At 44.0% G+C, this 11,665-nt stretch carries 13 protein-coding genes and 1 tRNA gene; 1 reads left to right on the plus strand and 13 read right to left on the minus strand.

Annotation, left to right across the window (positions count from 1 at the left end; all coding sequences use genetic code 11):
* Positions 1-62 precede the first annotated feature (62 nt).
* From MHH56_RS22890 to nrdR, 9 genes are all read right to left on the minus strand, one after another.
* Positions 63-782 carry a suppressor of fused domain protein gene (locus tag MHH56_RS22890; protein ID WP_339203991.1) on the minus strand — a complete coding sequence of 240 codons (720 nt, stop codon included), beginning with the start codon at positions 780-782 and terminating at the stop codon, positions 63-65.
* 484 nt (positions 783-1,266) lie between these two features.
* Positions 1,267-1,788, minus strand: coding sequence for a DUF4303 domain-containing protein (locus MHH56_RS22895; protein WP_339203992.1), 522 nt, complete (start codon positions 1,786-1,788; stop codon positions 1,267-1,269).
* Between the two features lie 353 nt (positions 1,789-2,141).
* Positions 2,142-2,723: a hypothetical protein gene (locus tag MHH56_RS22900; protein ID WP_339203993.1), complete on the minus strand. Its 582-nt coding sequence runs from the start codon at positions 2,721-2,723 to the stop codon at positions 2,142-2,144.
* 125 nt (positions 2,724-2,848) lie between these two features.
* Positions 2,849-3,328, minus strand: a complete 480-nt coding sequence (locus tag MHH56_RS22905; protein ID WP_339203994.1) for a DUF4265 domain-containing protein — start codon at positions 3,326-3,328, stop codon at positions 2,849-2,851.
* A 105-nt stretch (positions 3,329-3,433) separates the two neighbouring features.
* The gene (locus MHH56_RS22910) at positions 3,434-4,192 is read right to left on the minus strand and encodes an ABC transporter ATP-binding protein (protein ID WP_339203995.1); all 759 of its coding nucleotides are present in this window, start codon (positions 4,190-4,192) and stop codon (positions 3,434-3,436) included.
* 4 nt (positions 4,193-4,196) lie between these two features.
* Positions 4,197-6,518 (minus strand): ABC transporter permease, encoded by a 2,322-nt coding sequence (locus MHH56_RS22915; RefSeq protein ID WP_339203996.1) that lies wholly within the window; start codon positions 6,516-6,518, stop codon positions 4,197-4,199.
* A 55-nt stretch (positions 6,519-6,573) separates the two neighbouring features.
* Positions 6,574-7,203, minus strand: coding sequence for a TetR/AcrR family transcriptional regulator (locus MHH56_RS22920; protein ID WP_339203997.1), 630 nt, complete (start codon positions 7,201-7,203; stop codon positions 6,574-6,576).
* 404 nt (positions 7,204-7,607) lie between these two features.
* Positions 7,608-7,684, minus strand: a tRNA-Ala gene (locus MHH56_RS22925).
* Between the two features lie 116 nt (positions 7,685-7,800).
* The gene (nrdR, locus tag MHH56_RS22930; RefSeq protein ID WP_053377232.1) at positions 7,801-8,283 is read right to left on the minus strand and encodes a transcriptional regulator NrdR; all 483 of its coding nucleotides are present in this window, start codon (positions 8,281-8,283) and stop codon (positions 7,801-7,803) included.
* Positions 8,284-8,426: 143 nt separating this feature from the next.
* On the opposite strand from nrdR, the gene MHH56_RS22935 reads away from it, so the two are divergent.
* On the plus strand, positions 8,427-8,645 hold the full coding sequence (locus MHH56_RS22935; protein ID WP_053377233.1) for an alpha/beta-type small acid-soluble spore protein: 219 nt from the start codon (positions 8,427-8,429) through the stop codon (positions 8,643-8,645).
* Between the two features lie 107 nt (positions 8,646-8,752).
* On the opposite strand, the gene MHH56_RS22940 is transcribed toward MHH56_RS22935, so the two are convergent.
* The 4 genes from MHH56_RS22940 to mutM all read right to left on the minus strand — a co-directional run bounded on the left by MHH56_RS22940 (position 8,753) and on the right by mutM (position 11,633).
* Entirely contained in the window at positions 8,753-9,319 is a 567-nt protein-coding gene (locus MHH56_RS22940; protein ID WP_076270304.1) for a lytic transglycosylase domain-containing protein, read from the minus strand.
* Positions 9,316-9,912: a dephospho-CoA kinase gene (gene coaE / locus MHH56_RS22945; RefSeq protein ID WP_339203999.1), complete on the minus strand. Its 597-nt coding sequence runs from the start codon at positions 9,910-9,912 to the stop codon at positions 9,316-9,318. Before coaE ends, MHH56_RS22940 begins: the two co-directional genes overlap by 4 nt.
* Positions 9,913-9,927: 15 nt before the next feature.
* Positions 9,928-10,650 (minus strand): MntP/YtaF family protein, encoded by a 723-nt coding sequence (locus tag MHH56_RS22950; RefSeq protein WP_076270184.1) that lies wholly within the window; start codon positions 10,648-10,650, stop codon positions 9,928-9,930.
* Positions 10,651-10,790: 140 nt separating this feature from the next.
* Positions 10,791-11,633 carry a DNA-formamidopyrimidine glycosylase gene (mutM, locus tag MHH56_RS22955; RefSeq protein ID WP_339204000.1) on the minus strand — a complete coding sequence of 281 codons (843 nt, stop codon included), beginning with the start codon at positions 11,631-11,633 and terminating at the stop codon, positions 10,791-10,793.
* Between the last annotated feature and the right edge of the window lie 32 nt (positions 11,634-11,665).

Below are 11,665 nucleotides of genomic sequence, written 5' to 3' on the forward strand. Positions count from 1 at the left end.
CTATCCGGTGTCAGTTGACAAGAATCTGTGCCCTTATTCATATTCGCTTTGCTTCCAAACTTCTAGCCAGCTTTGCACGTATTGCGCCGATTCAAATCGATAATCTCGTTAATGCCGTATTCTTCGAATTTATCCAGCAGCGGGTCGCTGCCGTGCATCAACTTGAAGTCCATTTCTTCCGGATATAGCGGGACGATGGCATAGAAGTGTACGGTCCGCCCATCCTCCATGTCAAGTGAAAGAAAATCTTCGTTCACATCAAGGGGAGGCAACAAAATGATTCCGCTCATTTCCGTTTGCTGCGATAGCGGTTCGGCCGGATCACCATTAGGCACCGTATGCTCCCAGCCTAGCCAAGTGTCGTAGTCATGGGGAAAACCGGCCAACATTTTCAGCCATCGAATAGGCCAATAGTGATCCGGATTTTGTAAATCTTCTTGCGAGATCCGCCAATCCGGCGGCAAGCAGATCATCAATTCCGCGTATTCGTAGCCTTCCGCTCCTTCTGGCGTATTCATGGGCATAAAGCTCATGCCCGTTGTGAATAAAGTATAATAATTGCGTTCGGGAGTTGGTTTTATGAAGTGGACGTCAATATGAACGACATCCGATAGGATTTCGTGGAAAACGGAATCGACTTCCCCGATATGCTTGCGCACGTGGTCTTCGATTTTCTCGATCCATTCTTCTTCCCCGTATACCGGAGGCCGCCATTCATGCTGTCTATCGCTATAGCGATAGATTGGGTTCCCCGACTCCGAATATTCCGTAGATTTAGACATGTTCGCCTCTCCTTTTCTTCCTCAATTTTCATCTATTTCATCATAGCATAAAGACTATATACAAGGGATAAATCCCATCTTCCCAATACTCTTCATGCTTTTGGACTTACAGGCGTTTATCTAGGTCTATGAGAAGTGATTTCGATCCCCGCTTAGTCACAGACAAGCGGGGATTCATCAAACCTAGTTATTTAAGTGCCGCTCAGGCTAACTCCCCTTCCCTCCCACTGTTGATCATCCGTCGGGAATGGGACAATGCTCTTGTCACCATCAAATGACAAGAACTTGAGCCCATAAATCAAAAAAGCCACGATTTACGCAACTAGTTATGGAACAAAGTTTCTGTCAACTGACACCAGCCGTACTAGCTTGCGAGGGTGCCCTGCTTGTACTGGCCATCAGCGTGGATCTGTAATGCCGGCGGATATCAATGAAACTTTGCAGTGTTGCCTAAACCACCTTTTCTAAAGGTATGGTGAAATAATCAATCTTCTTGATCTTTAACCAAATTTTCGAATTCGGATGCCTCTTTGGGATCATTTAGACGATAGATCCAAGAAATCTCTTTTTCATCATCTAAATAATCTGTTACGGAAAAAACAACTATACATTTTTGAAAAAATCCATCTGATCTCAACTGTTCCAGAGCGAGTATGCATGAATCATATAGGTATCCCTGAAAATTGGTAAACTGTTCATCTGTATGGGGTGATTTATGAAACTGCTCGATGACTTGCTGTACGTCATTAAACCACTCATGACCAGAGAATTCATACTTCCACTCGGCGGGACTCCATTTGTAGTACAAGGGTTCGTCCGGGTCTTTTTCGCATTTCTCCTTCAGATATTCTTTTGTGTTTGCAGAAGGGCAAACAGTCATTGCTCCTTCATCTGAATAGAGTCCGAAGGCGCAAAACTCATCGGGTGGGTTAGATTTTCGTAATTCGGAAAAGGAGTTTTGAGCTGAGTCTCTAATTAATTTCACAAGATCGATATTTTCTAGCATTTTTCACCTCATAAGAATATGTCTCTGCCTAGCAAAGGTCTTGGGTATTTCCTGCGCTGCTCTTCGGTAGCGGCCTTCCATTCTGATTCCAGCTTGGCCAGAGGACGAAGCCGTCGGGCTCGTAGAGATACTCGGAAAGATGAAAGCCGTGAATCACTCCAGCAAGCAGGCCCAGCGCGTCATAGCTATGGCCGCTGATGCCGTGTAGTACGTTTATTCAATGTGATTACAAATATCGATTAAAATTCATGAACCTGTTAAAAGGAAGAGTAAAGTAATAGAGTTGATGTCGCAGTATGCAAGTCGTTAGCAGAATCTGGATTCTACCCTTGAGTGCTTATATACGAAGTTACTTAGTTTCCTTTCGATGATTGTTGCTTAATGACAGCTTCTTTTGCTCTAAGGACAATATCATCCACATCGGAAAACTGACGCTCAATAGATGCTAGTGCCTTCAATAAAAAAAGGCCAAGATTTTTATTTCCTAGGCATAATTCCGTTTCGGCGAATAATTCGATGTCTTCGAGTTTTTCTATACTTTTTTTGTTATTGATGTTTTTAGGATATTCGATGTATTTATGGAGGGTTAAGACTGCATCTTCGCCCTTAGTTTTAAAATCGTGAACAATTCCATTGAATATGGTGTCTTTGAATCCTTCCTTGAGCCTGCCTTTTTCATTCCATGCATCCGGATGAAATGTCGCCAAATAATTTTCGTTTCTTATAGCCTGATCATTGATGATGTAGGATATTTTTTCTTCGTCAAGAATCTTTATTATTTCATCAATTGACTTAAACTTTAGTCTTGCAAATCTTGCTGGAGAAAATTGCTTGCGTAAAGAATCTTCATTATTTGAAAGATATGCCCTAAAAGAGATTTCAGAATTTCCTTCTAAGAGTTCTTTGAAATAAACAAGATGCCTTTCATCTACCATATCTGCCTCCTGTACTTCTTGAGCTTTTGGGTATATTATGGTCACGCATCATTTTTTTTGATCCATCCGTCAGAATGAATATCAAAATGTAATGCATTGGTGATATCTGCAATCTGTCGAACCAATTAATCCAGATCTCTAGCCCAACTAACTAACTCTTCATCTTCAAAATTATATGGATTTTTGTAAATATTAGAGTAATAGTATTCAGAATCCAATAAATTTCTAATTTTATTGAAAACATTATTGGTGGCATGAAATCCATTGCTGATGGGAGCGGTGAAGGCAAGTGAACCATTATGAAATCCATCTAAAGAACCCGAAAGCTCTCGCTTGACTATAGATTCAGCTGCTTTTATCTTTTCTTTGATAGGCTGTTCGTTGTAAATTTGAATGCAGAAATTTCCACCATGTTTTATTAATTCAAAATCTCCGCTCGGATGGAGTTTTATTGTATCTCCTTTCGCAAGGCCTAGAGCTAGCCCTGGTGATGCACATAATTTGAATTTTTGATCGCTTAGGTATTCTGCAGGAAGCTCTTCTAAAACAGTTCCTTGTGAATTTGTGTCAGCAATAACCTTAATCAATGTTAATTTATCTTCCATATGATGCTCCTCATCTACCTCTTAGGATAAATTCCGCTAACATAACGGACCTCCTTGAGTCGTTTGTATATTTGATTCCGGTTAGATCATTTATTTTTAATCAAATCATATTCCTATTTCCCACATTTTCACCAATACTTTATCGACCCTGCCATCCATATCTGTCCCGTCAAACTTTGGAAAGTTTAGTTCGCTTACGATTTTTCCGTCTCGCATAAACATAATGCGCTCTGTCCTCGCCGCAACCTTTGCATCGTGAGTTACAAGCATAACCGCAGTGCCGTCTGCGTTAATTTCAGAAAATATATCCATAATCTGCTCCGCAGATTTTGAGTTGAGCGCACCCGTCGGCTCATCTCCGAAAATGATTTTTGGGCTGTTCATAAGTGAGCGGCATATTCCCGCACGTTGAAGCTGACCGCCCGAAACCTGTGTAACATCTCGCTTTTCAAGCTCCGCAATGCCCACCCTTTTCATAAGCACTCTTGCCTTCTCTGATATTTTTTCGGCGTTTTTTCTGTTGTCGCGCATTGATGGAAGAATGATGTTGTCAAGGATATTTAGATTTTTTAGCATAGTCGGCTGTTGAAAAACAAATCCCATTTTTGTTCTACGTATATCTGAAAGCTCATTCTCAGAGGCCGCCGATAATTCCCTGCTGTCAAAAACGACCTTTCCACTGTCAACTTTGTCCATTCCGCTCAATGCAAACAATAACGTCGATTTTCCCGAGCCAGAAGGTCCCATAACCGAAACGAACTCGCCCTCGTTTATTTCAACGGACACTTCATCAAGAACATTACGCTGTTCATCGCCCTCGCCGAAAGACTTTACTATATGATCACCGATAATAATCTTAGTCATATGTCTACTCCTTTATATTTTCGGATATTTTTATTTGTCCCGCGCCCGATGTGCCGATCATTGTTGCGATAAGTACCGCGCAAATCATCATTAGCGGACTAAACAGATACGCCGAAAGAGGATTTACTGCAAAATTAAACGTGGACGCTCCTAACGACGAAATAATTAAACCCGCAAGCATCTCTCCGAGAGTGTTTGCCAGAAGCGTGCCGAGAACAATTCCGACAATCAGAACGAATACCGTACGCGAAACATACTGCGCCTTAATATCCGAGTTTGTAAAACCGAATGCTTTCAGTACGGCAATCGAATATCGGTCCTTTGCCACAAGCATTTTCATAAATAACAATGTAACTAGTACCGTTATAACTAACGCAACGACGACGGCGGCGTAGGAGGCCATTTCGACGGAGCTTATTGTAGAGCCAAGGGTCTGTGTAACAAATTCATCAATGTCTGAAGTCTTTGCAAAATCAAACTTGTCCGCATATTCCGCAACCTTCACGTCAACAAGGGATTTATCCGAAAGTTCAGCGCTGACAATGCTCCACATAATGCCCGCTGAATTGTCGGCAAATACAGCCTTGGCGGTTTTGCCACCGTTGGTAATGTCGGAATAGATTCCGCTAACCGTGAGATCTTTCTCCAGTCCCTCAATCACCAGCGTTATGACATCGCCAACCTTTTTGCTCATCTCATCGGCATATATAGTCGAAAATGCAATTTCATCATTTGCTGCGGGTGCTTTGCCCTTAGAATATACGATAGGAAATATCGAATGGTCGCCAAGCTCAATTTTAATATTTTCCTCTGATTCGTTTTCCGTTTTTGCCTTGAATGTTTTTGTTGTAAGAACGCCAACCTTTGATATGGCTTGATCGCTTTTCATCGTCTCAACGATTTCAGTGACTATTCCAGAGATATTATCGATATTGTTGGTCTGTATGCGCAGATCGTAGTTTCCAATCCCCATATAACTGATGAAGCTTTTTGAGGAAATCGTGTTGTACAGGTTCTGCGGAACAATCATGATAAATGCCGAAATCACCAGCACAGCTAGCATTGTGGCGTATAGTCTTTTCCTTGAGAGAACATCTTTGATACCGAGAAAAATATTCGTCGTGTTAAACAGTCTGCTTCCGCTCAGGGTAAAACGCTTAGCACCCCTGTTTTTGTCCTGGGAAGTGCCAAAGCGTATGGCTTCCGCGGCTGAAATTTTCCGAAAGCGTTTCAGCACTCCGTTAACATAGGCCATAATGGCAAGGAATACTAACAATATACCGATAATTCCTAAAACCACGGCAAAAGAAGAATTTTTACTTTCCCCCATATAAAGCCGTATATTTTCAAGAAGCATGCCTTTGAAAACAAATGAAAGAACAAAACCGAGAATAGAGCCTGCCGCCGCAATTGCCATGTATTTCGCTAGATAAATCTTCTTGATGTCCGAGACACGCAGCCCTATAGCTTTCATAACACCAATCTCGCGATAATCGTCTTCGATTTTTGCAAGGAGCGTAAAGCGTATGCACATGAATGCGACGACCACGACAAGCAGGCTTACCAGAAGGATAACCCCAATCATCATCCCGTCGGAAATGGCATTCATCATTTTAAAAAGCGAATATGTAACCGTTGGCCCGTTCATTTCAAGTCCTGCGGAGGCATATGCCGTTTCAAATGCGCCTAACGCCGACATATCCTTTAATCTGAATTCAATCAGATACTCTATGTTTCCAAGGCTTTTTATTTCCGCATAGTCATTGCTGCTTACAAGAAATCGCTTTGATGCGGAAAGCGAAGAATTCATTGTCGAATCGCGGAGAAATCCCTTAACGGTAAATTCTTTTCCACTTATTACGGCCTTGTCACTAATCTTTGCAGTGTTATCCTTCAAATAGCTTACCGGAACATAAATCTCACCGTCAGATACGTTGATGACGTTCCCGTCCAGATCTAGAAGATAATCGAATTTTCCGCTCTGTACGCTTAAACCGTTGTCCTGAACGCTGTTCGCAAGCGAATTATCGCCCAATATAATCTCCGCTCCGTCAATGTTCAGAAATTCCGCCACTTGAAATTCATCGACGCTGCTGTTTTGTTCCGCAAAAGCCGTAAGCCTCGCAGTATCAATCTCACCCGAATGCATCTGCATAAAATGTGGAGTTTTAGCTTGTGTCATTAGCGTATCCAGCGCGCCAGAGAGATTGACAACGAGTATCGCCGCGAGTGAAACAAGCATAGCTGAGGCAGCGACAAATACCATTGTTGTCACCGTTATCGCTTTGCTCTTAAAAATGTCATTGCGGATTATTCTGCTAAACATAAGTCACCTCTGTATTATTTCCCTAGGGATTTTCCAGATTTATTCGTCGCTTCCTCTATCCACCGTCAAACATCTGCATTACATCTATAAGGCCTCCGCTTTTGACACCAAGCAGCCTTTCTACATTAAAAACAAAGGCTTGTATGCGTGAAGCACGCTCCTCGTTCGTCATTTGAACCATATCATCATCAAAAACGGTATTCGCATAAATCACGACCATTTCCATGCATTCATACGGGTATGGCGTGTGGAACAGTCCCTGCTGGATGCCCTCGTGGATGATTCCCGTCAGTATCGGCGTAACGCCATTGATAATGACCTTTTCTATTTTCTGATGCATAAGCGCGTTCTGCGGCTTGTGAATATGCTCCATAATTTCCTTGCTGCTTCCGCCGCTTAAGTTCAGTGCCATAACAACGCGAATAATGCGCTCGACTACAGGTATGCTATTGTCTGTTGCAATTTCCTGCGCCGTGCCTAAAAGACGGACACTATACCGCTCAATCAGCGCGTCCATAATATCCACCTTCGACTTAAAGTGATGATATAATGTTCCTCGCGCAATGCCGACCTTTTCGAGAATATCGTTTGTACTTGTGCCGTCAAAGCCCTTCTGGCCGAAAAGCTCATCAGCTGCGTCAATGATTTCGTTCCTGCGTTCCTGAGCTTCTTTTACAACTCTCATCTTTACATCTCCTCAACAAACCGACCGACTGCCTGTCTATAAATCTTTCTTTTAAAGAATAACATATTATTCTATGATGTTGTCAAGCAGATTCATTAAATAAGGCACGGACTGAACCCCTGACAAAAGCGATCCCGTGTCTCGTCTCTACACAACGCAAAAAAGACACCTAACACGGTGTCTTCTCTGATGGTATTGGTGGAGACGAGGGGATTTGAACTCTCATCGCCTCCACTATGCTGAATTCTTCACATGTGTCGAGGCAATAACATTACTGAATCTGTCACTTTTCATTCTTTCATTTTCGTACCATCAATCATTCCACATGTCTGGTGTGTTGCAACAAAATCAAATCAATACAAAAAAAAAAAAAACGGCATCTCTGCCGTTTAAGTTTAAAGTGTTGGTGGAGAATAGGGGGCTCGAACCCCTGACCTCTTCGCTGCCAGCGAAGCGCTCTCCCAGACTGAGCTAATTCCCCGTGATCATTCTTATGCAGTTCTTTATGGTAGTGTAACCAACCATAAGTGGACTCCCAGCTGAGCTAAGGCCCCAAATGACGACAAGATAGATCTTAGCACAGGGTCGTCAAAACTGTCAATCTTTATCTATCATACCATTGAGCGGGTGTTTGGACAGCAAGTTATTGAGCTCCTTCATGAACATATCGATGTCCTTGAATTGGCGATAAACAGATGCGAACCTGACATAAGCTACCTCATCAACAGGATAAAGCTCGTTCATAACGATTCCACCAATATCGCTGCTATCAACCTCGGCATGTGCCGTTGTGCGCAGCTCCTTCTCAACCTCGGATACGATTACCTCTAGGCGCTCCACTGGTACCGGACGCTTCTCGCAGGCGCGGATAAGACCCCGCAATATTTTGTCACGGCTGAACTCTTCACGGCTGCCATCTTTTTTGATGACGATCAGAGGCGTCTCTTCAATCATTTCGAATGTCGTGAAGCGGCGGCTGCACTTTTCGCATTCACGGCGGCGACGAATGGATTTGTTTTCGTTGGCCGGTCTGGAATCTAATACTTTCGTTCCGGCATAGTCGCAGTATGGGCATTTCATGATGCGTATTGCCTCCTTTCTTAGTCGCTTGAGCCTCAAAAATGGACTCTTCGAAAAAAAATTTTAATTTCCATGTAATTCCTGTAATGAAGTTCAGATTTTTGCACATAATACTTTTACCAACCGCAAGGAGGTGAACATACATGAGCGCATCCCGCAGCAGTAACCAATTGGTAGTGCCACAAGCGACAGCTGCCCTTGACCAAATGAAATATGAAGTTGCTCAAGAGCTAGGCATCGCAATTCCGCAAGACGGATACTACGGCAACATGGCTACAAAAGACGCAGGCTCCATCGGGGGATACATTACCCGTCGCCTAGTGCAAATTGCCGAGCAATCCCTTGCTGGTCAATACAAATAATGATTCATTAAAAGTTGTATGAATAACCGAAGCTTTGGCAGGGCTTGTCCATGAAGAGACGAGCCTCCAAGGCTTCATTTATTTTCGTTATCGTTAAGGATCATCCATTAAAGACTCGGATATAGGTCCTTATACTTATTATAATAGTAAATGACTCGCTGCACATAGTGTCTAGTTTCTCCAAACGGAATTTCTTTAACCGATTCGATCGTTCCATCCCAAGTCCCCGAGTCAAGCCACTTGCGAACATTTCCTGGACCTGCGTTGTATGCAGCAATTGCAGCTATCTTATTTTGATCAAATTGTTGACTAAGAGATCTTAAATACCACGCGCCAACCTCAATGCTAACGTCTGCACGATTCATAAGCATATCATCCGTTACGGCTTGAAATCCTGCTTTTTGAACGACCCATGCAGCCGTATCAGGCATAATTTGCATTAAGCCCAGTGCACCCTTCTTCGATTCCTTGCCTGTCTGAAAATTGCTTTCACTGCGAATAATCGCGGCCACTAAATGCGACTCAACGCCATAGTTAGAAGCACTTGCACGAATGTCTTCTTTGTAATGAACCGGATACATCCACTCCGCAAGCCAATCTGATTTGAGAAATAAAATCGTCAATAAACCAAGCAGCAGGACGAGCAGCACCCTTTTCTTTTGGAATACCCTCATGACAAACACTTACTTTTCCAAAATTCATCCAGCTGACGCTTCGTCTCCTCCAGCGATCCGCTGTTATCGATGACCCAATCCGCTTTCAGTCTCTTTTGCTCAATATCCATTTGCAATGCGATGCGCCGGCTTGCTTCTTCTTCAGGCAATTGGTTTCGTTCCATTAAGCGTTTTTTCTGAAGCTCAGCGGGTACATATACGACCAAAATACCTTCGTACAGATTCTCCTGCTTCGTCTCGTATAGCAGCGGCACGTCAGCTACTACTAATCGTTCTGGATACTGCTCTGCGTAAGTATGTATGGTTTGCTGCATCCGCGCCCGTATAGCTGGATGGGTTATGGATTCAAGCTTTGCTAGTGATTGTTTATCGCGAAACACAATTTCGCCGAGAGCTTTGCGGTTAAGAGAACCGTCCGTTTCAAGGACAGCTTGTCCAAACGTAGAGGCGATTGCCTCTAATGCTGGTTCCCCGGGAAGTACAACCTCCCTTGCGACTTGATCGGCATCGACCAGCAGCGCACCGCGTTCGACGAGCATGTTTGCGATTGTGCTTTTGCCGCTGGCAATACCGCCGGTTAATCCGATTATCATCCTTTTCACCTCAAATTATAACAGCTTCATGATTCCGATTATGATTAATAATATGCCTGGCAGCATAGCTAATGTCTGCATGCCTTTCCAAGCGGAGAAACGAAAGCCAAAACGGATGCCGCCTACAAGAAAAAGCGCACTCGCCGCCGCTATGGTTAAAGCCGTAAGTAAGGAAGGCAATCCGATCAACGCAGCCCCAAGTCCTGCTCCAAATGCATCAAGTGATAATGCAAAGCCAAGCATGACGGCCTCCGATGCAGAGATGGTGCCTGATTTATCGACGTCAGCCGACTGTGGCGTGCGCAAAATCTGAATAACGAGCCCTAGACGCTTCAGCTCTACCATAACGACAAGCGCAGCGCTCGCGATCTCACCGGCATGTGTTTTTGCGCCAGCTTCTGCCGAAGCAGCACTTTCTTGTACTGCGGTTTCTACGTGCTCATGCCTCACATCATCCTGCTGCTGTTTGTTTCGTCTAAGCTGCAATAGCGCCCAGACACCAATCAGCATGAGGACACATGCGCCAATGAGACGCGCAACGAATTCAGACAGGAACGTGGTTATCAATCCGCCAACCTGCATGGACAAATAAATAATAATACCAGAGCAGCAAGCAATAATTAGTATTGACACGATCGGTATGCGGATCCTCCGCAAACCGTAAGTAACGCCAACACCAAAACCGTCTACGCTAACAGCAACAGCAAGAACTAATAGTGAAACTACATGCGCGAACAATGTTTTAGTCCCTCCCCGCACAGCGGCGATCCGGCTTACAAGAAGCTGTAAGTAGACATCCGCCTATTGTTCGTAACACACTTATCATATGCGGGGAGTATTTGACTGTGCATGCTGGTTAACATTTGCTGCGAATCGTATTATTTTGCTGATGCTTGCAGTGTCTGGCATTTATTGCAAATATGTGTACCTCGGCCGCCAACAACAAATTTATGGATCGGTCTTGAACAAGTTGGACAAGGCTCATCCTTCTTGCCGTATACAAGCAGCTGATGCTGAAACATTCCCATCTCGCCTTGTCCATTAACGTACGATTTAATGGACGAACCGCCTGCTTCAACCGCATTTCCCAGTGTCGAGCGTATCGCTTCATAAAGTCGCTTCCATTCGGCCGGCTTCAATGTGTTAGGTGTTCGCTCCGGATGTATGCGTGCTTGAAATAAAGCTTCGTCTACATAAATGTTGCCCAAACCGACAATATGCTCTTGATTAAGCAATAGCGGCTTAATCTTAGTCGCGCGTTTCTCGAGTATTCCGCGAAGCGCTTCAAGCGTAAAGGCTGGCTCAAGCGGCTCTATACCAAGCTTGTTTAGCGGCGGAAGCTCAAGCTCCTGCCCTTCTTGGAATAAATGCATCGTACCGAACTGGCGAACGTCCTTATAACGCAAATCCGTGCCATCTTCGAAATGAAAGATGACATGGGTATGCAGCTCAATCGGCTCTTCAGATGGGAAAACCCCATATCGGCCTTCCATTCGCAAATGCGATACAAGTACGAGCCCGTCCAAGATGATCCGCAAAAACTTGCCGCGTCTCTCAACCGTCTGGATCGTATGTCCGACAAGCGCATCCGCGAACTGTTCAGGTTCTGCTGGACGCTGTATAATACGCGGGAGTCTAACGGTTACTGATTGGATTCGTTTTCCCGCTACAAGTTCAATTAATGTTCTTCTAACTGTTTCTACCTCTGGCAATTCAGGCATTTCTCCTCACCTCAACAACCATTATACCCGAA

The organism is Paenibacillus sp. FSL K6-3182 (assembly GCF_037976325.1).
GTDB lineage: Bacteria > Bacillota > Bacilli > Paenibacillales > Paenibacillaceae > Pristimantibacillus.

Excerpts from the sequence above, each read along its gene's own strand:
- MHH56_RS22890 (WP_339203991.1), bottom strand. The coding sequence starts at position 782 with ATGTCTAAATCTACGGAATATTCGGAGTCGGGGAACCCAATCTATCGC.
- MHH56_RS22895 (WP_339203992.1), bottom strand. The coding sequence starts at position 1,788 with ATGCTAGAAAATATCGATCTTGTGAAATTAATTAGAGACTCAGCTCAA.
- MHH56_RS22900 (WP_339203993.1), bottom strand. The coding sequence starts at position 2,723 with ATGGTAGATGAAAGGCATCTTGTTTATTTCAAAGAACTCTTAGAAGGA.
- MHH56_RS22905 (WP_339203994.1), bottom strand. The coding sequence starts at position 3,328 with ATGGAAGATAAATTAACATTGATTAAGGTTATTGCTGACACAAATTCA.
- MHH56_RS22910 (WP_339203995.1), bottom strand. The coding sequence starts at position 4,192 with ATGACTAAGATTATTATCGGTGATCATATAGTAAAGTCTTTCGGCGAG.
- MHH56_RS22915 (WP_339203996.1), bottom strand. The coding sequence starts at position 6,518 with ATGTTTAGCAGAATAATCCGCAATGACATTTTTAAGAGCAAAGCGATA.
- MHH56_RS22920 (WP_339203997.1), bottom strand. The coding sequence starts at position 7,203 with ATGAGAGTTGTAAAAGAAGCTCAGGAACGCAGGAACGAAATCATTGAC.
- nrdR (WP_053377232.1), bottom strand. The coding sequence starts at position 8,283 with ATGAAATGCCCATACTGCGACTATGCCGGAACGAAAGTATTAGATTCC.
- MHH56_RS22935 (WP_053377233.1), top strand. The coding sequence starts at position 8,427 with ATGAGCGCATCCCGCAGCAGTAACCAATTGGTAGTGCCACAAGCGACA.
- MHH56_RS22940 (WP_076270304.1), bottom strand. The coding sequence starts at position 9,319 with ATGAGGGTATTCCAAAAGAAAAGGGTGCTGCTCGTCCTGCTGCTTGGT.
- coaE (WP_339203999.1), bottom strand. The coding sequence starts at position 9,912 with ATGATAATCGGATTAACCGGCGGTATTGCCAGCGGCAAAAGCACAATC.
- mutM (WP_339204000.1), bottom strand. The coding sequence starts at position 11,633 with ATGCCTGAATTGCCAGAGGTAGAAACAGTTAGAAGAACATTAATTGAA.